At 60.1% G+C, this 22,505-nt stretch carries 16 protein-coding genes; 8 read left to right on the forward strand and 8 right to left on the reverse strand.

What is annotated here, in order from left to right; genetic code table 11:
- The 4 genes from AC1HIY_RS08335 to AC1HIY_RS08350 form a co-directional block, all read left to right on the forward strand.
- Window positions 1–371 (forward strand): aldehyde dehydrogenase family protein (locus tag AC1HIY_RS08335; RefSeq protein ID WP_479576264.1); only part of this gene is annotated, 371 nt, incomplete at its 5' end.
- 522 nt (window positions 372–893) lie between these two features.
- Window positions 894–1,121, forward strand: coding sequence for a type II toxin-antitoxin system HicB family antitoxin (locus AC1HIY_RS08340; protein ID WP_479576296.1), 228 nt, complete (start codon window positions 894–896; stop codon window positions 1,119–1,121).
- Window positions 1,118–1,354, forward strand: a complete 237-nt coding sequence (locus AC1HIY_RS08345; RefSeq protein WP_479576265.1) for a type II toxin-antitoxin system HicA family toxin — start codon at window positions 1,118–1,120, stop codon at window positions 1,352–1,354. The genes AC1HIY_RS08340 and AC1HIY_RS08345 overlap by 4 nt, the downstream gene beginning before the upstream one ends.
- Before the next feature lie 232 nt (window positions 1,355–1,586).
- Window positions 1,587–2,522 (forward strand): DUF5655 domain-containing protein, encoded by a 936-nt coding sequence (locus AC1HIY_RS08350; RefSeq protein ID WP_479576266.1) that lies wholly within the window; start codon window positions 1,587–1,589, stop codon window positions 2,520–2,522.
- A gap of 658 nt (window positions 2,523–3,180) precedes the next feature.
- Here the strand turns inward: AC1HIY_RS08350 and AC1HIY_RS08355 are convergent.
- From AC1HIY_RS08355 to AC1HIY_RS08380, 6 genes are all read right to left on the reverse strand, one after another.
- Window positions 3,181–5,082, reverse strand: a complete 1,902-nt coding sequence (locus tag AC1HIY_RS08355; RefSeq protein WP_479576267.1) for an ABC-F family ATP-binding cassette domain-containing protein — start codon at window positions 5,080–5,082, stop codon at window positions 3,181–3,183.
- A 112-nt stretch (window positions 5,083–5,194) separates the two neighbouring features.
- A complete protein-coding gene (purF, locus tag AC1HIY_RS08360; RefSeq protein WP_479576268.1) occupies window positions 5,195–6,694 on the reverse strand; it encodes an amidophosphoribosyltransferase in 1,500 nt (499 codons plus the stop codon).
- A gap of 104 nt (window positions 6,695–6,798) precedes the next feature.
- Complete coding sequence (locus AC1HIY_RS08365) at window positions 6,799–7,290, reverse strand: hypothetical protein (protein ID WP_479576269.1); 492 nt, start codon at window positions 7,288–7,290, stop codon at window positions 6,799–6,801.
- The gene (locus AC1HIY_RS08370) at window positions 7,244–8,635 is read right to left on the reverse strand and encodes a hemolysin family protein (RefSeq protein WP_479576270.1); all 1,392 of its coding nucleotides are present in this window, start codon (window positions 8,633–8,635) and stop codon (window positions 7,244–7,246) included. Before AC1HIY_RS08370 ends, AC1HIY_RS08365 begins: the two co-directional genes overlap by 47 nt.
- A 125-nt stretch (window positions 8,636–8,760) precedes the next feature.
- A complete protein-coding gene (locus AC1HIY_RS08375) occupies window positions 8,761–10,134 on the reverse strand; it encodes a sodium-dependent transporter (RefSeq protein WP_479576271.1) in 1,374 nt (457 codons plus the stop codon).
- A gap of 295 nt (window positions 10,135–10,429) precedes the next feature.
- Window positions 10,430–10,894: a single-stranded DNA-binding protein gene (locus AC1HIY_RS08380; RefSeq protein WP_479576272.1), complete on the reverse strand. Its 465-nt coding sequence runs from the start codon at window positions 10,892–10,894 to the stop codon at window positions 10,430–10,432.
- 365 nt (window positions 10,895–11,259) lie between these two features.
- Between AC1HIY_RS08380 and mazG the strand changes: the two genes are divergently transcribed.
- From mazG to AC1HIY_RS08400, 4 genes are all read left to right on the forward strand, one after another.
- The gene (gene mazG, locus AC1HIY_RS08385; protein WP_479576273.1) at window positions 11,260–12,084 is read left to right on the forward strand and encodes a nucleoside triphosphate pyrophosphohydrolase; all 825 of its coding nucleotides are present in this window, start codon (window positions 11,260–11,262) and stop codon (window positions 12,082–12,084) included.
- A 109-nt stretch (window positions 12,085–12,193) separates the two neighbouring features.
- A complete protein-coding gene (locus AC1HIY_RS08390; RefSeq protein WP_479576274.1) occupies window positions 12,194–13,306 on the forward strand; it encodes a type III polyketide synthase in 1,113 nt (370 codons plus the stop codon).
- Window positions 13,307–13,405: 99 nt separating this feature from the next.
- Window positions 13,406–14,614, forward strand: coding sequence for a hypothetical protein (locus AC1HIY_RS08395; RefSeq protein ID WP_479576275.1), 1,209 nt, complete (start codon window positions 13,406–13,408; stop codon window positions 14,612–14,614).
- Between the two features lie 274 nt (window positions 14,615–14,888).
- Window positions 14,889–19,616, forward strand: coding sequence for a DUF3320 domain-containing protein (locus AC1HIY_RS08400; RefSeq protein WP_479576276.1), 4,728 nt, complete (start codon window positions 14,889–14,891; stop codon window positions 19,614–19,616).
- 53 nt (window positions 19,617–19,669) lie between these two features.
- On the opposite strand, the gene AC1HIY_RS08405 is transcribed toward AC1HIY_RS08400, so the two are convergent.
- Window positions 19,670–21,013, reverse strand: coding sequence for an amidohydrolase family protein (locus tag AC1HIY_RS08405; protein WP_479576277.1), 1,344 nt, complete (start codon window positions 21,011–21,013; stop codon window positions 19,670–19,672).
- A 56-nt stretch (window positions 21,014–21,069) separates the two neighbouring features.
- Window positions 21,070–22,458 carry an amidohydrolase gene (locus AC1HIY_RS08410; RefSeq protein WP_479576278.1) on the reverse strand — a complete coding sequence of 463 codons (1,389 nt, stop codon included), beginning with the start codon at window positions 22,456–22,458 and terminating at the stop codon, window positions 21,070–21,072.
- Window positions 22,459–22,505 lie beyond the last annotated feature (47 nt).

Genomic DNA, 22,505 nt, shown 5'->3' on the forward strand with positions numbered 1-22,505 from the left:
TGCCCGAGGGCCCGGGCGCGTTCTATCCCCCCACCGTGCTCACCGACGTGAAGCCGGGCATGCCCGCGTACGACGAAGAACTGTTCGGTCCCGTGGCCGCCGTCCTCCCCGTACGCGACGAAGCCGAGGCCATCCGCGTGGCGAACGACACCGTGTTTGGCCTTGGCGCGGCAGTCTTCACCGCCGAAGTGGCGCGGGGGCGGCGCATTGCGGTGGAGGAGCTGGAGGCAGGGAGCTGTTTCGTGAACACCTTCGTCCGCTCCGACCCGCGTCTGCCCTTCGGCGGCGTCAAAGAGAGCGGCTACGGGCGCGAACTGGCCGAGCCGGGCATCAAGGAGTTCGTCAATCTCAAGACCGTGTACGTGAAGTGAAGGGGGCGTATTTCGTCGTGCGTAATCGGGCGGGATAGGGGGGGGTATGGCATTGATCCGTGAGAAACGACACCGTCATTTCACACCTCGCCCCTGTGTTTTCGCAACACGGCAGGCGCTCCGCACTCTTACCTTCACCCTTGCGACAAAGACGAACCGCTTGCCGAAAAGACCTCCAGCACGCTTCAATGGGCGTTTTTCGCTTGAAACAGTCAACACCTAGCCTCGCAAGGAAAGGCATTGCTCTTTCGGGAGAGATTCATGGTATCCTGCTCTCTCGGAGGGCCGGGGTGAGGGGGAATCGAAGCGGTTTCGGTGGGTTCAAAGCGCACGGAGCGCCGAGGGGGTGCATCGAGGAGTCGGCCCCGATGGAATGCCGAAGGGATGGTGGTTCGCAGCCTTACCCTCCATTATAGGGACCTCCACGTTATACGGTCGGAAAGAAACAGTGACCGAATCAATTACCTCCGGTACGGGTATCTGACTCTACACGGAAACGCGATTCTCAAGCAAGTCCCCATGATTCGGAACATCAAAATTATCGTCGAGAAACATCCCGATGGCTACGTCGCCTATCCGGTAGGACTCAAAGGCGTCGTCGTTGCCGAGGGTGATTCCTTAGAAGAGGCGCTAGCTGAAGTCAAGTCCGCCATCGCATTTCACATCGAGACCTTCGGAAGCGAGGTGCTCGACGAGGAAGAGATGGCGCAGGAAGTCTTTGTGGCCGAAGCCGGTGTTTCGGTCTCATGAAGTTTCCGGTCGATGCGCCGCAGTCGCGCGTAATCAGAGCGTTGGAGCACTTGGGCTTCGTGCTCGTACGCGAGGGCAATCACATTGCGATGCGGCGTGAGAATTCGGATGGTAGTGTCACGCCGCTGACGATGCCGAATCATCGTCGGATCAAGCGTTCGACGTTGCGGACGATCTTGCGTCAGTCGGGGATATCGCGGGAGGAGTTCCTGGCAGCGTACGAGGCTGCATAACCCCTGAGGCTTTAGGGCTAATAAATGATACTAAGGAAATAATTGAGGAAATGTTCAATTAGACTTTTGCTAACAATTGGCTTAACTTGACGACAGGGCTGTGTAGATTTTTCAAGGTTGAAGCTCGCATAAAATTTATTATTTTTTAAGAATTTATACCCCGCAACCTGCTCCAAGTTAGTCAAAACGTTATATGCCTTGAAGCAACACTATCACAGAAACCGTTTCTGAAATGCCAATATTTTATATTAAAGGACAATCGCTGGTGCCGATACAGCAGCGTAATTTTCGCAAGGAGAAAGAACTCCAGGCGCTCATCGAAGCTAATCTCGGTCCTGTCTTCAATTGCCGATTCGTAGCGTCTGAGTTTTCAACGGGAGCCGTTCATGCGGGCCGAATCGATACGCTTGCGCTGTCCGAAGACAATAATCCCGTTATAATCGAGTATAAGAAAGTTGAATCGTCGGAGCTGATTAATCAAAGCCTGTTCTACCTACATTGGCTGCAAGATCACCGAGGCGACTTCGAGATCGCTGCTCAGAAGGCTCTCGGCCCAAGTGCAGAGGTAGATTGGTCTGACACCCGCGTGATCTGCATTGCCCCGAATTACAAGAAGTACGACATCCTGGCCGTGCAGGTCATGGGCGCAAACATTGAACTCTGGCGGTACAGGCTCTTCGACAATTCTACGATCTACCTTGAGGAAGTTTATCAACGTTCCGTCACGGTCCATCCATCGATGAGCACTGACGGCAAAGATCCCGTCATGGTAGCGGCAGGCAAGAAAGCGGCCATTACAAGAGCAACAGCCGTTTACACGTTCGAGGAACATATTGAAGGGAAATCAGAAAAGATCAAAGGGTTGGTCTTTGCAATACAAGATTATATCGTAAACCTGGATTCGGCTGTCGAGGAAGTGCCAAAGAAATACTATATCGCCTATAAAATATCGCAGAACATCATGTGCATGGAGGTTCAACGACAACGGCTGTTGTTGTATCTAAAACTAGATCCCAAACAGTATGACAGCCTACCCAAGAATACCCGAGATGTGACAGATATTGGACATTATGGCACCGGCGACCTTGAACTGTCGGTAAGTTCAGAGGAAGACTTGGAAGTCGCAAAGCATTATATTGAAATGGCTTACCAGAGAATAGGAGGGTGAATGGCATATAACTAACCAGGCGCTCCAGGTAAAAATGGGCAAGACGGTCTTGCCCATTGCAAGCCTCAGGTCTATGTTGCTGTAGTTGAAAGTTGTGCCGCAAGCCCACTGCACCGGAAGTTAGATGTAGTACACATCAGTGAATAATAAAGCTGAAAAATTATAATAGATATAGAGTGGTTAATAAGTGAATTAATTTTGGCATTCCAGCAATACCTAAAGGCAGGAGGAAAAAGTATAGCTTAAGCTTCACAGGAAGCCGAGGGGCTTAGTGCGATCCTGAGAAATCTGACAATACATGAAGGTGTTGCCGAAGAAGTCGAAAAATTTAGAGGCTCTACAGGAGTAAAGGAACAGGTGAGTCGCTTCCCTGCTCTGAATGAGAATGGCACAGCAAAATATCGAGGCTAACCATCAGCGGAGATGCGGCGCGTATGGGATTTGTATTCTACTCGTCCAGAAGCAGTAGAAATCATGGCAAAAGCAATAATAGACGCATTTGCAAAAGGTTAGATCAAGGAGGAGTGCATAACAAGGCCACCAATACGGATGAAAAGCGCGCCGGTGTTGAAATCAACTTCCCTGCAGGGCCTCGGAAACGCCCATCTCGGAAGCGAGAGGGGTATCGGGACCTGTGGAACGGCGGGAGAAGTTGCGTCTACGAAGCCGCCATTGCCCGTTCGGCCAACGTGCTCCACCGGTCCATATCGGCTTCCAGTTCGGTCAGAAGGGCCTGCATCTCGGTGGAGAGGGCCGAAACGGTTTCGAAATCGCCTGCCAGGGTGGCCAGTTGCGCTTCGATTGCAGCCTTGCGTGTTTCGGCCTCGGAGATGCGGGCCTCGAGGGCTTCCAGTTCGCGCTGTTCCTTGTACGACAGCTTGCGGTTTTCGGGGGGGCGCCGACGGGGTTTCTCGGACTTGACCTTTCGGGGTGTTTCAGTCGCCGGTTTCGTCCCTGCTTCGCGCGCCTGAACCTCCAGAAATGCACGATAATTGCCGGGATAGATGCGGATGTGTCCGTCGCCCTCGAAGCGCAAAAGGTGGTCTACGGTGCGGTCGAGGAAGTATCGGTCGTGTGAGACGACGACGAGGCATCCGGCGAAGGAATCGAGGTAGGCTTCGAGGGCGACGAGCGTGGGGATGTCGAAGTCGTTGGTCGGTTCATCGAGGAGGAGCACGTTGGGCGCGCCCATGAGGAGCCGGAGGAGATGGAGCCGTCGCCGTTCTCCCCCCGAGAGGCTCCCGACGAACGTGTACTGCGCCTTCGGTGGGAACAGGAACCGCTCCAGCATCTGGCTCGCCGTGATCACGGAGCCGTCAGCCGTGGTTACGTTTTCCGCGACCTCCCGGACGTATTCGATCACGCGCAGATCGTCCTTGAGCGCTCGGCTCTCCTGATCGTAATAGCCCATCACGACCGTTTGTCCCACCGCCACGGTCCCGGTATCGGGCGAAATACGTCCGGCGATGAGTTCGAGGAGGGTGGTCTTTCCCGAGCCATTCGGACCGATGATGCCGATGCGGTCGTCGCGAGTGAAGTTGAACGAGAAATCGCGGATGAGCGTTTGCCCGTCATACGCCTTCGAGACGCCTTCGAGGTCAACCACCCGGTTGCCCAGGCGCGAAGCTGCTGCGGCCAGTTCGAGCGACGCTTCGGGCTGCTCTTTCGGCGTCGCCATGAGGTCCATCGCGCGGTCGATACGGGCCTTTTGCTTGGTGGTGCGGGCTTTTGCGCCGCGCCGGAGCCAGGCCAGTTCCCGGCGGATCAGCCCCTGCCGCTTCCGGTCCTCCGCCTTGCGTTGGGTTTCGCGTTTCGCCTTTTGCTCCAGATAGTAGGTGTAATTCCCCTCGAAACGGTTGACCCGTCCCCGTTCTATTTCGAGCATTCGGTTCGTGACCCGGTCGAGGAAATATCGGTCGTGGGTGACAAGCAGGAGCGCGCCGGTATATCGGGCGAGATAAGCTTCGAGCCAGCCGATGGTGTCGGCGTCGAGGTGGTTGGTGGGCTCGTCGAGGAGGAGGAGGTCGGGTTGTAGGATGAGGGCTCGGGCGAGGGCCACCCGCTTGCGTTGCCCCCCGGAGAGCATCGCGATGCGGGCGGTGGTATCGGTGATGCCGAGTCGACTCAGTATGGCTTCGGCCCGCGCTTCCAACTCCCAGCCGCCCGACATATCGAGCGCGTGGGCCAGGTCCGTCACGCGCTGGAGGAGGGCTTCATCCGCGCCGCCCGCCTCGGCAAGCGCCCGGGTCGCGGCCTCGTAATCATGCAACCGCCGCATGGCTTCGTCGCCACCGGAGAAGACGGCGTCGCGTACCGACTGGTCGGTTGCGAAGGCGGGGTTCTGGGGCAGGTAAGCGACGTGTTTCCCACGCGCCGGCATCACGCGCCCGCCGTCGGGCGACTCGGTCCCCGCGATGATCCGGAGGAGCGTCGACTTCCCGCACCCGTTCGGCCCGATGATCCCCATCTTCTCGTCGTCTTCCAGACTGAAGGTCACCGCTTCGAAGAGCGGATCCATGCCGTAACTTTTGGAGACCGATTCGAGGGTGAGGACGTTCATGGGTGGCGCGAGGGTGGGTCGGTCGGGGGACGGGCGCGTGCTCGGCGGAGCCCGGGGCCGGGAGCGGGAGAAAGAAGGTCAGGCGCGTCGCATACGTTTCGCCTGACGGGGCTCACCACTCATTTTCCTCTTTCGTCACGCCCATTTCGACGGGGACGGGATACTTCGCCGTGAAGCAGGCATTGCAATAGCCGTGGGGGCCGTCGTTGGCCGAGCGGACAGCGCGCATCAGCCCTTTTTCCGAGAGGTACGCCAGCGAATCGACGCCGAGCCATTTTTGCATGGCTTCGAGGTCGTCGAACTGGTTGGCGAACAGCTCTTCGGCGCTGGGGAAGTCCATTCCGTAGAAGCACGGGCTGATGACCGGCGGCGAGGCGACGCGGAAGTGCACTTCCTTCGCGCCGGCTTCGCGGACCATGTTCACGAGGAACTTCGCCGTGGTGCCGCGCACGATGGAGTCGTCCACCATCACCACGATGCGGTCCTTGAGCACGCCCTCGACGGTGTTGAACTTGCTCCGCACTTTCTGCTCGCGGCGGTTCTGCCCGGGCGAGATGAAGGTGCGCCCGACGTAGTGGTTGCGGATGAGCCCGATCTCGTACCGGCACCGATAGCCGAGTTTCCGGCATTCGCTCACGAAGCCGAGCGTGGCCGTGTTTGACGAGTCCGGCACAGCGATGACGATGGGCTGCTTCTCGTGCATCGGCGCTTTGGGCACGGGCGCGTCATGGGCGAGCTGTTTGCCGATCTTCCGGCGCACCTTGTCCACCATCTCGCCGAAGATCTTCGAGTCGGGACGGGAGAAGTAGACGTATTCGAAGACGCACTGGCTGACGCCGTGATGGCGGGCGAGGTGATAGCTCTCGAAGCGGCCCGTCTCGCAGCCTTTCCGGTTGATGACGAGCACTTCGCCCGGCTCGATGTCGCGGATGTACTCGGCCCCGATCATGTCGAAGGCGCACGTTTCGCTGGCGACGCAATAGGCCGGGCCGCCGTCGCGGTCGGCGTCGCCGAGGCGGCCGAGCGCAAGGGGGCGGAAGCCGTTCGGGTCGCGCACGGCGATGAGGCTGTCGTCGGTGAGGATGACGAGCGAGAACGCGCCTTCGACCTGTGTGAGCGCGTCGAGGATCTGGTCGATCTGTTTGCGCCGGGCGCTCTGCGCGATCAGGTGGAGGATGAGTTCGCTGTCGCTGGTAGTCAGAAAGAGGGTGCCGCGCTGGCTGAAGCTGTTGCGCAGTTCGCGGGCGTTCGAGAGGTTGCCGTTGTGCGCCAGGGCCAGGTTGCCGTCGCGGTAATGCACCACGAACGGCTGGATGTTCGCCCGGTTGTCGGCGGCGCCGCTGGTCGAATAGCGGTTGTGCCCGATGCCCGCGCGTCCGAGCAACTTCGTCTCGAAAATTCGGGGATCGTCGAAGACGTCGAGCACCAGCCCCTGATCCTTGTGGTAGGGCATCACCCGGCGTTTCTTGCGCTCGTCATACGTGGACGTGACGATGCCCGCGGATTCCTGTCCCCGATGCTGGAGGGCGTGAAGCCCGTAGTAAATGTGCTGCGCGGCATTGTCCGCATTGAAGATGCCGAAGATGCCGCAATACTCTTTGATGCGTCGCATAAGACAGGGCGCGGATGGACCGCCCGTTGGATTCGGAAGAAATTGGGGGCCGGGGGTAAAATACGGAAACGACGAACGGCGCGTGTGGGTTTTCGGTGTTTTTTTCAAAGCAGAATGAAGCCGGCGGCAAGGAGGATGCCGAAAGCGTCGGCGGCGAGGTCGCGGCGGCTGAAGGTGCGTCGGGGACCCGCGCGCCAGTCATACAACTCCTTGCCGAGCCCGAGCGCCGCCCCGAAGCCCATCGACACCGGAAGCGCCCGCCGCTCGGACCACCCGGCCTTCCGGACCAGCGTGTATTGCCCGCCGATGACGCTGAGGAAGGCAAAGGCCGCATGCTGCGCTTTGTCGAAGGCGAGCCAGCGGTCGGGCGCCGGGAGCCGGATGAGGGGGGGCGCGGCGGGGGGATGCACGAGCCGGGCGCGCACCTCGGCGTGCGTCGGCTTCGGCTGCGCGTGAGCCCTGCCGCCGAAGCCGGACGCCGTCACGATCAGCGCGAGCCCGACGGCCCATCGCGCCGTGGCACGCGCCGGTCCCGAAAACGTGCCGCCCTCACGGCGACTCGGAGACGCCTTTCTCGGAAATTTCTTTGTTCTCAAGGGGCGGTTCATAGCGCACGAGCACCTGCCCGATGCGGTGATTTTCGATCGTCTCGACGCGCATGCGCAAGCCCTTGTAGGTCACCTCCGTGCCGACCGACGGGATCGCGCCGGTGAGGTGGAAGATCAGGCCGCCGAGCGTCTCGAAGTCGAAGCTTTCCGTGTCCAGGTCGACGCCCAGCAACTCGTTGAGATCGTCGAGGTTGATGCGGGCGTCGCACCGGTAGGTGTGATCGTCGATTTTCTCGTAGAGTCGTTCCTCGGACTCGTCGTGCTCGTCGCGGATGTCGCCGACGATCTCTTCGAGCACGTTCTCGAGCGTCACCAGGCCCGCCGTCCCCCCGTATTCATCCACCACGATGGCGATGTGGGTTTTCTTGGCCTGGAAGTCTCGGAGGAGGTCGTCGAGTTTTTTGCCGAGTGGGACGAACATGGTGGGGCGGGCCAGCCGCGTCCAGTCGACGTGTTGTCGTCCGTTGCTTCCGGAGAGGAAGCGAAGCAGGTCTTTGGCGTAGATGATGCCGAGGATGTTGTCGAGGTGTTCGACGTAGAGGGGCAGGCGCGAATGCCCGCTGGTCCGGATCGTTTCGATGGCTTCGGAGAGGGTGGCCGTCACGGGCAAGGCCACGATGTCGAGCCGGCTGACCATGATTTCGCGCACGGTCGTCTCGCCGAACTCGACGATGGAGTGGATGAGGGCTTTCTCTTCTTCTTCCAGGGTGCCGTGGGCCTCTCCGATCTCGGCCATGGCTTTGAGGTCCTCTCCCGAGATGGGGCGGGCGCTCGGTTTGATGCGGTCCTGGAGGGCGCGCATGATGCGGGCGAGGGCGCCGGAGATGGGGTGGAGCACCCGATGGAAGAGCAGAAGCGGTCCGGAGATCGCCCGGCTGAAGGCGCGTGCGTGCCGCGTGGCGATGAGCTTCGGGGTGATCTCGCTCACCACGAGCAGCACGAACGTCAGGGCGATGACCTCGAGGAAGACGGTCAGGCCGGGACTCCAGCCAAAGGCGCGGGCCGCCTGATGCGTCATGAGCGCCGCGAGGATGGCCGCCGCCACGTTGACCAGCGTGTTGAGGATGAGGATGGTGATCAGCAACGAGCGAGGTTGACTGAGCAGCTTGAGCACCCGCCGCCCGGCCCGGTCGTGCGCCTGCGCGAGCGCGTCCCGGTCGGCGGCGCTGAGGGAGAAGAGCGCCACCTCGGAGCCGGAGACGAAAGCCGAGACGAACAGGAGAAGCGCAAAGAGGCCCAACGCGACGGCGAAGACGCCGGGATCCAGCGAGGAAGGGGGCGTTTGCTGTACGAGAAAATGTGCGAGCGCTAACGGAGGAGAGTCAGGGTCCAAGGCCGGTGAGGGGCGGTCCCTCGGCTAGTTCAACAGGCAGGTGGAACCTACGCGCAGAGAAGTCCAATGCGGAAACTACGATGAGGCCGCGAGCGGAGTTCCGTACGGATGCGCCGGAAGGGTTCCTAGAAATACGTTCCCGTGGCGACGATGAAGATGAGGAGGATGAGGATGACCACCGGGCACACGTAGCGGATCAGGAAACTCCACAGACCGGCGGCCGGGAGGCGGTCGCCGCTGGCTTCGAGCGAGGCGAGCGCCTTCGGGATGCCCCAGTTCCATCCAACGAATACGCAGATGAGGAACGCACCGAGGCTGAGCGAATAGTTGCCCCAGATGTTGTTGTTGAGCGTCAGGAAATCCCAGGAGAAGAGGCCGCCCGCGCCGAGTTCGTCGACGGCCCCCTGCGAGAGCGCAGACGGAACGGCCAACAGGAAGCAGGCACCTCCGATGGTCCACGCCGCTCTGTCCCGGCGCCAGCCGCGTTCGTCCACGAAGTACGAAACGATCACTTCAAGCAGGCTGATCGTGGAGGTGAGCGCGGCAATGGCGAGCAACGTATAGAAGGCGACGGCGAATAACGTCCCGGCGGGCATGGCGTTGAAGATCGTCGGGAGGACGACGAAGACCAGGCCGGGGCCGCCGCTCGGATCGCCGCCGGTGGCGAAAAGGGCGGGGAAGATGATCAATCCCGCCATGATGGCGATGAACGTATCGAAGAAAGCCACCGAGATGCCCGCGAACGGCATGTTCTCCTTCTCCGGCAGATACGAGCCGTACGTGATCATCGCGCCCATGCCCAGGCTGAGGCTGAAAAGCGCCTGCCCGAGCGCGCTCATGATGACGGTGGTGGTGATCTTGGAGAAGTCGGGTTTGAACAGGTAGCTGATGCCGGCCCCCGCGCCGGGCAGCGTCATGGCCCGGATGACGAGGATGAGCAGAATGACGAACAACAGCGGCATCAGGATTTTCGTCGCGCGTTCGATGCCGCCGGAGATGCCGCCCCGCACGACGACGACGGTCAGCAGGATAAAAACCCCGGCCAGCACGATGGCCCAGAAAGGATCGGCGACGAGGGAGGTGAAGATGTCGGCGCTTGCGCCTGGATCGGCTACGGCGGCCAGGCCGCCGGTGGCAGCCATATACAGATAGGCGAGCGTCCACCCGGCGACGACGCTGTAAAAGGCCAAGACGCCGAATCCGGTGAGCACGCCGAGTCCCCCCACCGCCGGCCAGAACTTGCTGTCGGTCAATGCCTTGAAAGCGCCGACGGGGTTGCGTTGCGTCTTTCGTCCGATGGCCAGTTCGGCCAGCAGCACCGGGATGCCGATGAGCGCCACGAACCCGAGGTAGATGAGCACGAAGGCGCCGCCGCCGTGCTCGCCCGCCGTATAGGGGAAGCGCCAGATGTTGCCCAGACCGATAGCCGAACCGGCGGCTGCGAGGATGAAACCGAGTTTACCGCTCCATTGACCGCGATCAACCGATGGTGCAGACATAAAGGGCTCCTTGTTTGGATGGGGTCGTACGGCGTTGGTGGCTTATGCGAAGCGCGCGCCGGGAGGTGAGACAGAAAACGTGGTGCGGTGGCCATAACGAGGCGCATCCCTCTGTTCCGGCAAACGCCCCCAATAACCTTCACGGTGAGCTAAAAATCAAGGAGAAAGTGAGAATACATGTGTGGGGTTCAAGGGGGGCGGGCGAGAGGAACCGCATAAAAGCGGCGCCACATAAAAAAAGCGCCGCCTCCGGGAAGGAGACGGCGCTCGTTGGGGATCGACGTGGAGGAACGTTCTAGAACGGAAGGTCGTCGTCGGGCGCGAACGTGTAGTCGTCGCCGGCGGGTTGCCGGGGCTGCGCCTTCGCCTGCTGTTGCGGGCGCGCGCCCGGGCTGCCCTGGTTGAAGCCGCCGCCGGCGCCGCCGTCGCGGCTGCCGAGGATCAGCATCTCGCGGGCCTTGACCTCGGTGGTGTACCGCGTGTTGCCGTCGCGGTCCTCCCACGAGCGCGTCTGAAGCGAACCCTCGAAGTAGACCTGCGAACCCTTCTTGAGGTATTCATTGCAGATCTCGGCGAGCCGGCTCCAGGCCACCACGGTGTGCCATTCCGTCTTCTCGACCCATTCGCCGTTGGCGTCCTTGTACGACTCGCTCGTCGCCAGACGCATGTTGCAAACGGCCGTGCCGTTGCCCGTGTAGCGCAGTTCGGGATCCTGACCGAGGTTGCCGATGAGGATGACCTTGTTGATGCCACGTGCCATAATTACACCTCCTGTGTTTTGGTTGATACATGAGCCCCTGGCGATTCTACATGAGTCCACCGACCGACCCTCCCCTCGGAGAAAGCCGCCCGGCCAGTCCTGACTTCATCACACGAATCCACCAGAAGATGTAATGATTCAAAAAATCAAGAAACGATCGCCTGCCGGAAAATCCACCCGGGAAATCCCGGCGTCGGCGCGTTGAACCTGACGTTCGGAGGCAAGATACCGAGGCGCGGTGTCAACCCTGTGTCATAACCCGAGAAGAAAAAAACAAAATTTCTTCTGAGGGGTTGACGGGAGACGCGATGCCTCGCGCCCAAACCCCTTCTCCACACCGAAACATACCCCCCGACGCTCCCTTCATGCCCGACGAAAAAATTTACGACCCGCAGTTCCACGAACCCCCCGAGGGCCGCGAAGCCTACGCCGACTTCGTCGCCATCGTGCGGCAACTCCGGCGCGACTGCCCCTGGGACCGCGAACAGACCCACGAGTCCGTCAAACACCTGCTCATCGAAGAGGCCTATGAAACCGTCGAGGCCATCGACGAGGAGAACTGGGAGGAGTTAAAAAAGGAACTCGGCGACCTGCTCCTCCACGTCGTCTTTCACAGCGTGATGGCCGAGGAGGACGGACGCTTCACGATGAAAGAGGTCATCGACACCGAAGCGGCCAAGCTCATCCGACGCCACCCGCACGTCTTCGGCGACACGGAGGTGGCGGACGTGGACGAGGTGCTGAGCAACTGGGAACAGATCAAACGCACCGAAGGCGAGGGACAGCAGCGACGCTCGGTGCTCGAAGGTGTGCCTGCGCATCTGCCGTCGCTCCTCCGAGCCTTTCGCATTCAGGAGAAAGCCGCCGGCGTCGGGTTCGATTTCCCGGAGCGGGACGGCGCATGGGAGAAGGTGGAGGAGGAAATCCACGAGTTTCGCCGGCTCGCCGACGGGGACGCCTCGCCGTCGGCGAGGGAGGAGGAGTTCGGCGATCTGCTCTTTGCCCTCGTGAACTATGCGCGTCTGACGGGCATCAACCCGGAGAATGCCCTGCGCCGCACCAACGACAAGTTCGTCCGCCGCTTCCGGCACATCGAGCGCCGCCTCGACGAGACCGGACAGTCGCCTTCCGACGCCGATCTCGCCGCCATGGACCGGCTGTGGGACGAGGCAAAAACGCTCGAACGGTAGCGCGTTTGATTATTGGAACGTTTGGTCGTTGAAAGGCGAGGTTCTGTGACGACCCGACGTTATCATGTTCTAACGCGCAACGTTTCATCCTTTAATGCGCGAACGCACTATGGTCATGACGCTTGAAGCCATCGCCACGGGCAATCCTTCGCTGCGGCGTGCGCAGTCGTTTGCGGCTTCGTTCATGCAGCGCGTGGAGAGCCAGCCCGAAGCGCTCCGGCGTCGGCTGCCGCAGATCTACGAGCGCTCCGGCATCGACTATCGGTTCTCATGCGTCGAGGACTACGTGCGGGAGCCGGAGGACTGGGACTTCTTCCCGCCGGACTGGTCGCTTCGTCCCGAGCCGACGACGGGCGCGCGGAACCGGAGGTACCGGGAGGCGGCCGTGCCTCTGGCGGAGGGCGTGGCGCGGGAGGCGCTCGAACGGGCAGGTCTTGCGCCGGAGGAGGTCACCCATGTCATCGCCGTGAGTTGTACGGGGTTTTTTGCGCCGGGCCTCGACATCGAACTGGTCAGACGCCTCGGCCTCTCGCCCCATACCCGCCGCGCCGTGATCGGCTTCATGGGCTGTTATGCCGCCTTCAACGCGCTCCGCGTGGCGGAGGGCTTCTGCCGGTCCCGCCCCGATGCGCGGGTGCTCCTCGTGTGCGTCGAGCTGTGCACGCTTCATTTTCAGGTGAGCCGGACGCTCGAGAGCGCCGTCGTCAATGCCCTCTTCTCCGACGGCGCGGCCGCGGCCGTCCTCGCAGCCCGCCCCGAGGCTGAAGCGAACGGACGGCTCGCCTACGCGGGCGACCACTGCCTCCTCGACGACGATTCGATGGACCACATGACGTGGGACGTGGGCGACACCGGCTTCCGTATGGGCCTTTCAAGCCGCGTGCCCGCCGTCCTCGCGCGCCGCCTGCCCGCGTTCCTCGACGGCCTCCTCGCGCCGCACGGCCTCTCCCGGGAAGCCGTCGATTTCTGGGCGATCCATCCGGGTGGACGCGCCATCGTCGAGAAGGCTCGCGACGTGCTCGGCCTCTCCGAAGCAGCCGTGCGCGACAGCCTCGAAGTGCTCCGTCTGCACGGCAACATGAGCTCGCCCACCATCTTTTTCGTGCTCAGGCGGTTCCTCGACCGGCTCGACGACGGGGCGGACCTCCGGACCGGCGTCGCGACGGCCTTCGGGCCGGGTCTCACACTCGAAGGCTGCCTCTGGCGACGGATCGACGGATAGGGCCGGTTCCGTAGACGCCGCAGGCGCGCCGCGTCGGTCGGGCGCATGCCTTATCTTCGACCGAGTCCTTCGCCATTCAAGCACGCCTGAGCAACGGATATGGAACAGTCCCGGCCGGAAACGCACGTCCCCGCCCTCGTCGTCGGATGGGTGCTGGCCGGTATCTTCGACGAGGTGGACCGTGCGGCGATCCGGCTGGCGCGAACGGACGTGCTCCGGCGTCTGGAGGAGGCGTTCCCGGCGTTCGAGTGGCGGATGCCGGTCGTGCGCCGCACCGAACTCGGGCAGGCGCGGCGCATCGAGCCGGTGGAACTGCTCGACGCCGGGGTGATCGAGCGCGACGCGAACCGGTGGGACTTCGTCTTCGTCGTCACGGCGGCGGACCTTCAAAGCTATTTCCGGCCGTACGCGCTTGCCGCTCCGGCCCAGTCCATCGACTGCGCCGCGCTCTCGACGGCGCGCCTCGACCCCGACATGACCGAGGGGGACCTGCCCCGCGACGAGCGCATCGCCTTGCTCGCGCAACGCATCGGGGCGCTGGCGCTTCATCTCTTCGGCCACCTCAACGACGCGCCCCACAGCGAGCACCCCGAGGATTACATGTACGATTTCCGGGCCGTGACCGATCTCGACCGCATGACCCGGTTCTCGGAGGAAACGCGGAAGGTGCTCGAAGAAGCTCTCACCGAAGCGGCGGACCTCCGGCTCGAAGAGGAGCACGGCGTCCCGCGCGGGGCGTTTCGCTTCTATCTGCATGCCCTCACCGATCGACGGGAGGAGATCTTCAGCGCCGTCCTTCAGGTGCGTCCGTGGCGCTTCCCGTTTCAATTCAGCAAACTTACCACTGCGGCGGCCTCCACGCTCATCGCCCTCATGATCTCGGCGGAGGCGTGGGACCTCGGCATGCGCCAGTCGGCGGCGCACGTGGCGGTGCTCTCGGCGCTGGCCCTCGCCGGGACGAGCTATTATCTGATCCACAAACAAAACCTGATCCTCCACCGGCACGCCCGGCGGCTGACCGAACAGCAGGCAGTCACGGCGCTCTCCGTCATCTTCGCCGTGGTGCTCGGGATGTTCACCACGTACGTGCTGCTCTTCCTCACCACCGTGGCGCTCGGACAGACGCTCTTTACCCCCGACCTCATCGGAGAATGGGCGACCTCGCTCCACGGCGACGTCAATTCGGCCCACTACTTCAGCTTCGCCGGCTTCGTGGCCGCGCTCGGCATCAGCATCGGCGCGCTCGGCGCTTCGTTCGAGGAGCAGGGCTACTTCCGCCACGTCGCCTACGTGGACGAGGAGACGTGAGGGGCGTCAGGCGCCCACCAAACCTTCTTCAGTTCGCACCCTCAAAAGAGACGTTCAAGCTTGATTTAAAAGCAAGGTATCTTGACCTTAGATGTCTCCGAGTAATTGAGGCCTAAGAACTGCGAATAGCAAAATTGATCGAACCAGTTCATCTGACCGTGCTGTTTGAAATTGAAATGCGATATTGATATGATCGGACAGGCGGATCCCTGATCCGCTTTCCATGCTCAATAATCTGAGGTTACGTTGCCATAACATCGTCAGGGTGAAGTAAATGAGTGTTACTGAAAAATTGCATGAGGCCCGAAAAGAATTATTGGATTTCAGTCTTCGAAATCCATTGGTAAATTTCCGTCGTCTCAAAGCCAAGGGGATAGAGGTTGTGGATGAAATTCCGAAAGAAATCTTCCGCATACTGGTGCTTGAGGGTAAGGCAATGTCTTTTCTTCCGGCTCCCGATGGAGAGGCGGATGAAGGCGATGAACTGTTTGAACAGCCTGAAGATGATTCGGGAAATGGTGTTGCGGCCCGTCACGTTGACAGCAAGTTGCAAACCTCACACTCCTCGGCAAAGCTTCAAAAACGGTTGCTTAACACCTTCTATACGGCTCGAACCCATATGGAGGAGAGAGGGGTCAATGTGCTTTTTTTGGCGCTTGGTATGCTCGAGTGGTACGAGTCCGAGTCAACTGAGAAGAAACGGAGGGCGCCTCTCGTATTGATACCCGTAGAGTTATACCGCAGCAGTGCTCAAACGCGATTCAAACTTTCCTTCACGGAAGAAGATATCGGTGGGAATCTGTCATTACAGGCAAAATTAAAGACCGAATTCGGTATCGATTTACCAATAGTAGAGACAACGTATGATCAATTTGAAATTGATGCTTACTTCGATGATATCTGCAAATCCATAGAGCATATGCGGCGATGGATGGTGGATCGAAAGGCTATAGAACTTGGATTTTTCTCTTTTGGCAAATTCCTTATGTATAATGATCTCGACGTGAAGCGATGGCCGAAAAGTGTGTCACCTGAAGATCATCCTGTATTTGAAAGCTTGTTTGGTGAGGGGTTTCCACAAGCAGAGGGGCGCCTCGAAGAAACGGCTCATTTGGATGATCACCTGGATCCGAAGCAGGTGTATCAGGTGATGGATGCCGACAGCACACAAACGCTGGCGATCCTCGATGCTGTAAAAGGAAACAATCTCGTAATTCAGGGGCCTCCGGGCACAGGTAAGTCGCAAACCATTACCAATCTTATTGCGGAGGCTCTTGCTCAGGGTCGCAAGGTATTGTTTGTATCTGAGAAGATGGCGGCTCTTGAGGTGGTGAAACGACGTCTGGACGCCATTGGTATCGGTGATGCTTGTCTCGAGCTGCACAGTCATAAAACCAAAAAGAAGGCGGTTCTGGAAGAGATCGCAAGAACGCTTCGATTAGGGAGGCCAAACCATGTAAATTTTGAAGATAAATATGAAACCCTGATTGATGCGCGGGACCGATTGAATGCGTATAGCACGGCTATCAATACTCCTGTCGGCGAGAGCGGCGTTACGCCCCAACAGGCATTTGGACATCTGGTGCGTCTGCAACGTCTGCAAGAACAGGAGAACATTCGGTTTCCTCTGCTTGAATGCGAGGAGATGCAATTCTGGACGAGCGCTCAGTTTTCCAGGCGTCGCGCCCTTGTGGAACAGGTGCAGGCTCTTGTTGCCCAGATGGGGCTTCCTAAAGAACATCCCTTCTGGGGCGTTCAGCTTGCTCGGTTTCTTCCTACCGAAAAACCTGCTATCATTGATTCGGCCGAACGAGCAAAGGCTGCCACGAGGCATCTGCAATCAGTCGCGAAAGCATTAGCATCGGATCTTCTTCTGCCTGAACCTCTGGGGCCTGTCGAGGCCGGCGTGTTATGCCGCGCGGCGCGTCGTGCACTGGAAGCGCCAGAGTTTCAGGACGTGAACCTGCGCCCGGCAGAATGGGCGGCCCGACGCAGGCAAGTTGAAGCTTTACTCCGTGATGGTGAGAAATATCGTCAGATACACCTGAAGTATGATGCGCAGCTTATTCCGGAGGTCTGGACTCAGGATGTGCTTGCCATTCGTCAACACTTGGCAGCTCATGGAAAAAAATGGTGGCGTTTTCTCATAGGCGACTTTCGCCGTGCCAAAAGCGAGCTTGCAGGGTATTGCGCTCAACCCTTGCCCAAAGAATATGACGCGCGGCTAGCCATTGTGGAAGCTGTTATGGAAGCTCAGCGTTTGTCTAAAGCCATTCAGGCACATGATGAGGTCGGAGGCTTTCTGTTTGGCACGCAATGGCAAGGAGTGGATTCTGATTGGGCGGTACTATCTCAAATCACCCGGTGGGTAGAAAAACTCCATCAAGACATCGAGCATGGAGAGTTACCGCGTGGTTTAATTGATTTCTTGGTGGGTGGACCGGATCTGGAAAAGCTAGAGCCGGAAGTTACCGAAGTAGAGCAAGCACTCAGGGCACACGAACCGGTTGCTGCTGAGATTGCCAATCGTCTCAAACTGAATACGGAGGTGCGTTTCGAAGATGGGAAGCCCCTCTCAGGGCAGAGTTTTGATGCGCAAGTGGCCCTTTATGAGGCTGTAATCAGCAATACGGACCGCTTGCATGATATGGTTTCTTATCGTCATAAGTCCCGGACCATGCAAGAGGAGGAAATGGCTTTTTTCCTACCCGTTGCAGAAAATTGGTCTCATGCTTCGAGCCGCCTCACGGATGCTTTTCGTTTTAACTGGTACAACCAGCTTGTCGTTCGAGCTATGCGAGAGCGTCCCGCATTGGCTCGTTTCGACGGCGCCGGTCACAACTCTACCGCGGAAACCTTTTGCCGCCTGGATGCGGAAACTTTCCAGGTCAATCGAGTCCGTCTGGCTCTTAAACACTGGAGGCAACTCCCAAGGAATAGTGCCTTTGGACAAATGAGCCTCTTGCGGCACGAGATGCAGAGAAGGCGAGGACATCTTCCGATACGACGGCTCATAGAAAAAGCCGGCAATGCCATCCAGGCAATAAAGCCTGTATTTATGATGAGCCCGATGTCCATTGCCATGTATCTGCCCCCTGGAAGCATTTCTTTCGAAATGGTCATTTTCGATGAAGCAAGTCAGGTGAAGCCCGTTGATGCGTTCGGCGCCATTTTGCGGGCCAAGCAAGCCGTGGTAGTCGGTGATAGTAAGCAGCTCCCGCCCACCAGTTTTTTTGAAAGTATGGTTGCTGAGGAGGATGAAGATGAAGAGGATGAGGTTACGATGCGGCCCGGCGACGTAGAAAGCGTACTCGCGCTCTTCGCTTCAAAAAACGCTCCCGAGCGAATGCTCCGATGGCATTATCGTAGTCGTCATGATTCTCTCATTGCGGTGTCGAACCGGGAATTCTATGACAGCCGGTTGATCGCCTTTCCAAGTCCTGACAAAGAGCGCGCATCTTTAGGTTTGCGTTTTCATTATCTGCCGGACACGTATTATGATCGAGGCGGTTCAAGGGCCAATAAGGGGGAAGCGCGAGCGGTGGCTGAGACCGTCATGCAACATGCGCGGGAGAACCCCCAGTGGACCCTGGGGGTGGCCGCTTTCAGTCAGGCGCAGGCCGAAGCCGTCCTGAATCAACTTGAATTGCTTCGGCGAAAAGATCCTTCTTGTGAATCATTCTTTAACGGACATCCGGAGGAACCTTTTTTCGTCAAAAACCTGGAGAATGTACAGGGTGATGAGCGGGATGTGATCTACATCAGTGTCGGTTATGGTCGAGATGCCAACGGAAAGCTAACCATGAATTTTGGCCCTCTCAACCGAGATGGCGGAGAACGACGGCTGAACGTGCTCATCACGCGTGCTCGAAGGCGGTGTGAGGTGTTTAGCAATATTCGAGCGGATGATATTGATCTTGGGCGCACGAATGCGCGGGGCGTTGTTGCTCTGAAGCGCTATTTGCACTACGCCGAAACCGGGGAATTAGAAATGCCCGAATTTACGGGGCGAGGCGCCGATTCCGTCTTCGAAGAGGCCGTGGCAGATGCGATCCGAAAGCACGGATACACGGTGCATCATCAGGTAGGATCTGCCGGTTATTATATTGACTTGGCCGTGGTCGACCCGGACGCACCTGGACGTTATTTGCTTGGCATTGAATGTGATGGCGCAAGCTATCACAGCGCTCGGTCCGCACGCGACCGCGATCGAATACGACAGGCCGTGCTGGAGGGACTCGGTTGGCGGTTTCATCGCATCTGGAGCACGGACTGGTTCCGCAATCCGGAACGTGAACTGGGCAAGGTCATTGAGTCCATCGAGGCGGCAAGAGTTCACGTTCCCGTGGATCAACCGGAACGTCCGGAGGTCGAAATCATTACTCGTGCCGAGGAGACGCCTACCGGTATCGAGCGGGAAGAGCTGGAGGATGCTTTTGACGTCGAGCAAGAGCTAAGCGTGCCTTACAAGCCGGCGGATCTTCCTTCAAAAGTGTGCCCCATTGAGGGGCTGCACGAAGAACCTGTTTTAGATCTCGCTGATCTACTTAGAGAGGTGGTTGAGATTGAAAGCCCCGTTCACTTTGAGGAAGCGGCGCGCCGCATCTTGGATGCCTATGGCATTTCGAGACTGGGTAATCGAATTCGAGATCATCTGGAGGAAGCTGTCGAATGGGCCGAGATACAAAATTGGATACGCCGAGAAGGGGCGTTCCTTTTTGCGCCTGAGCAGACGAACGTACCAGTCAGGGATCGAAGAACAATGAAAAGCAGAAGCCGAAAGCTCAAGTTTATCGCACCTGTTGAGATACAAGCCGCCATAGAACGCGTGGTTCGACATTCCCATGGCATTACGGCTGAAGAAGCGCTTGCTGCAACGTGCACCTTGCTCGGATTCCAGCGCACCACTACCGACATGCGAGAGAAGGTGCAAGAACAACTTGAAGTCCTTCTCGAAAAAAACCGTATTGTCAACCAGAGCGGAGTTCTGATGGTAAGCTGAGCATGACTTCCGCCACGTCGCCTACGTGGACGAGGAGACGTGAGGGGCGCCGGTCAGTTGCTCGGCGGGACCACCTTGACGGGTGTCAGGCGGCCTTCGTCGCGGTGGAGGAACTCTTTGTAGAGTTCGATTTGCCGGTTCGTCATGGGGATCTTGAAGCCGTCGATGAAGACCTGCCGGATCTGCGTTTCCGTCTCGAACGGGTCGCCGTCGGCGATGAGGAGGTTGGCTTTCTTGCCCGGTTCGAGCGAGCCGTAGTCGTCGGCGATGCCGAAGATCTCGGCCGGTACGATGGTGACGGCGCGGAGGGCCTCCTCGCGGCCCATGCCGTAGGCGGCGGCGAAGCCTGCATGGAAGGGCAGGTTGCGCACGTTCTCCGACTCGCCCGAGCGGAGGGCCACCTTTACGCCCGCCTGCTGCATCAACCCCGCGTTGGCATAGGCCTTGTCGTACCGATCGTACGCGCGCGTGGGCGTCGAGAGCACCGGCCCGACGAGGCACGGGATGCCCGCCTCGGCGAGCTTGTCCGCCACACGCCAGCCCTCGGCGACGCCGCTGAAGACCACGTTCGTCAGTCCCCGCTCCTTCACCCAGTCGATGGCCGCGAGGATGTCCTTCTCGCGCTGGACCTTGATCATGAGCGGCATCTCACCGCGCACGACGGGCAGGAGCGCGTGCATCTCCGGGATGTATTCCGGCTTGTGGTCGGGGTCCGGCGCGGCGTGATACGCGGAGTCGATCCGGGCATAGAGCACGGCGCGGTCCCACACGTCGTTCAGCTTCTTGAGCGCCTTCTCGGCGGCTTTCTTGAGGTCCTCGTCCGAGCGCCGGTCGAAAAAACCGCGACGGCCCGAGGCGGGGAACTGGAGCACCATCATGCGCACGCCGCCCGCGTGCATCTGCTCGGGCGTATAGCCGACGAGGTTGATCAGGGCGGCCACGCCGGGAAAGAGCCCGCCCGCGGGCTCGGTGACGACCGTCGTGACGCCGCTCACGCGGGTGACGGGGATGAGCACGGAGTTGGGGTTGACGGCGGAGAGCGCCTCCAGCTCGGGGTTGAGGTCGCCCACCTCGCGGAAGTCGTTCGTCTCTTGCACCGCGCCGATCTCGGCCAGCCCGAGTTGCGTGCCGGAGTCGATCATGCCGGGATAGACGGTCATGCCCGCGCCGTCGATCACCTCGGCGCCCGGCGGGATCGCCACGTCCGCGCCGACGGCCTCGATGCGGTCGCCGCGGATGACGAGCGTTCCGTTCTCGATGACGCCGTTCGTGACGGTCTCGATACGCGCGTTCGTGATGGCGAACGTGCCCTGGTAACCCTTCGGCACTTCCCCGTCTCCGGTTTGCGGTTGCATCTGAAAGAAGAGGGCGAAGGCGAGCGTGAGGAGGAGGTTCATGGGTCTGTCGTCGATTGCAGAGAGCGAAGGTCTGGAAAGGAGGGCGCGCGCCGGAGTCATTTCAGGTGAAAGAGCCAGTCGCCGACGGCTTCGAGCGCGTGGAGATGCCGATGCTCGTCGTTGGCGACCGATGCGCCGTCGTCGAGGGAGGCTTCGGGATCGACGGCAAGGCGCACGTCATCCGGGTCGCGCTGCCGGTCGAAGTACCGCACGCCGTCGACGAAAGTCATCCGGGGCACGGCATAGACCGAGAGCGGGTGCCCGTCGAAGACGGCAAGGTCGGCGTCTTTGCCCACCTCGATGGAGCCCACGCGGTCGGCAATGCCGAGTTGAAGCGCCGGGTTGATGGTGATGAGCGCGAGGGCCTCGTCGTCCGTGAGCCCGCCGTAGCGCTGGCTTTTGGCGGCCTCGTGATAGAGGTGCCGGTCGAGTTCGCCCGAGTCCGAGTTGACCGACGTGACGACGCCGTTCCGGGTGAGGATGGCGGCGTTGTAGGCGGTCGAATAGTAGACCTCGAACTTGTACGACCACCAGTCGGAGAAGACCGAGGCGTACGCGCCGAAGGCCGCCAGCTCAGGGGCCACCTTGAAGGCTTCGTTTGCGTGCTGGAACGTGACCTTGTCGACGCCGAAGTCTTTGAGCACGCGCATGAGCATGAGGATCTCGTCGGCGCGGTAGCTGTGGCAATGGACGAGCACGTCGCCCCGGAGGATGTCGGCGATGGTTTCGAGGCGGAGGTCGTAGGGCGGCGGCACGGCGCGAGGATTGCGCTGCTTCTCGGCGGTGTACCGCTCCCACGCCTCCATGTACCGCCGGCCGTCGGCGAAGGCTTTGCGGAGCACGGCCTCGACGCCCATGCGCGTGGCGGGCATTTTGGCCTTGCCGCCGCCCCCCGCGCCACGCTTGCCGTGGACGCGTGTCGGGTTCTCGCCGAGGGCGAACTTGATCGTGCGCGGCGCGCCCTCGAAGCGAAGGTCGTCCGGGTTCGTGAAGCCCCACCGGTGCTTGATCGTCTCGTTCTGCCCGCCGATGACGTTCGCCGAGCCGTGCATCGTGTGCGAGGTGGTCACGCCGCCGGCGAGCGCGCGGTAGATGCCGATATGGTACGGATTCGTCACATCCTCCATGGTCACCTCGGCGGTGACGGGGTTCGTCGCCTCGTTGACGGCGCTGAGCGCAATGTGCGAATGCGCGTCGATGATGCCGGGCATGACGTACATCCCCGTCGCGTCGACGACCTCCACGCCGTCGGGCGCGCGCAGCCCCTGGCCGATGCGGGCGATTTTGCCGTCGCGCACGAGCACGTCGGTGTGTTCGAGCGTGCCGTTCGTGACGGTGAGCACGGTGCCGTTCTTGATCAGGACGTCGCCCACCCTGGGCTGCGCCGCCGCCGTGAGCGTGAAGGCGAGCGCGAACAGAAACGGAAGGAAAGCTTGCTTTTTCATGAGATGGCGTCGGTTGAGGCCGCCCGGAGGCGCGGGAGAGCGGGAAA

It is taken from the genome of Rhodocaloribacter sp. (assembly GCF_056451265.1).

Excerpts from the sequence above, each read along its gene's own strand:
- AC1HIY_RS08405 (WP_479576277.1), bottom strand. The coding sequence starts at position 21,013 with ATGAACCTCCTCCTCACGCTCGCCTTCGCCCTCTTCTTTCAGATGCAA.
- purF (WP_479576268.1), bottom strand. The coding sequence starts at position 6,694 with ATGCGACGCATCAAAGAGTATTGCGGCATCTTCGGCATCTTCAATGCG.
- AC1HIY_RS08380 (WP_479576272.1), bottom strand. The coding sequence starts at position 10,894 with ATGGCACGTGGCATCAACAAGGTCATCCTCATCGGCAACCTCGGTCAG.
- AC1HIY_RS08375 (WP_479576271.1), bottom strand. The coding sequence starts at position 10,134 with ATGTCTGCACCATCGGTTGATCGCGGTCAATGGAGCGGTAAACTCGGT.
- AC1HIY_RS08345 (WP_479576265.1), top strand. The coding sequence starts at position 1,118 with ATGAAGTTTCCGGTCGATGCGCCGCAGTCGCGCGTAATCAGAGCGTTG.
- AC1HIY_RS08400 (WP_479576276.1), top strand. The coding sequence starts at position 14,889 with ATGAGTGTTACTGAAAAATTGCATGAGGCCCGAAAAGAATTATTGGAT.
- AC1HIY_RS08395 (WP_479576275.1), top strand. The coding sequence starts at position 13,406 with ATGGAACAGTCCCGGCCGGAAACGCACGTCCCCGCCCTCGTCGTCGGA.
- AC1HIY_RS08410 (WP_479576278.1), bottom strand. The coding sequence starts at position 22,458 with ATGAAAAAGCAAGCTTTCCTTCCGTTTCTGTTCGCGCTCGCCTTCACG.
- AC1HIY_RS08390 (WP_479576274.1), top strand. The coding sequence starts at position 12,194 with ATGGTCATGACGCTTGAAGCCATCGCCACGGGCAATCCTTCGCTGCGG.
- AC1HIY_RS08350 (WP_479576266.1), top strand. The coding sequence starts at position 1,587 with ATGCCAATATTTTATATTAAAGGACAATCGCTGGTGCCGATACAGCAG.
- AC1HIY_RS08355 (WP_479576267.1), bottom strand. The coding sequence starts at position 5,082 with ATGAACGTCCTCACCCTCGAATCGGTCTCCAAAAGTTACGGCATGGAT.
- mazG (WP_479576273.1), top strand. The coding sequence starts at position 11,260 with ATGCCCGACGAAAAAATTTACGACCCGCAGTTCCACGAACCCCCCGAG.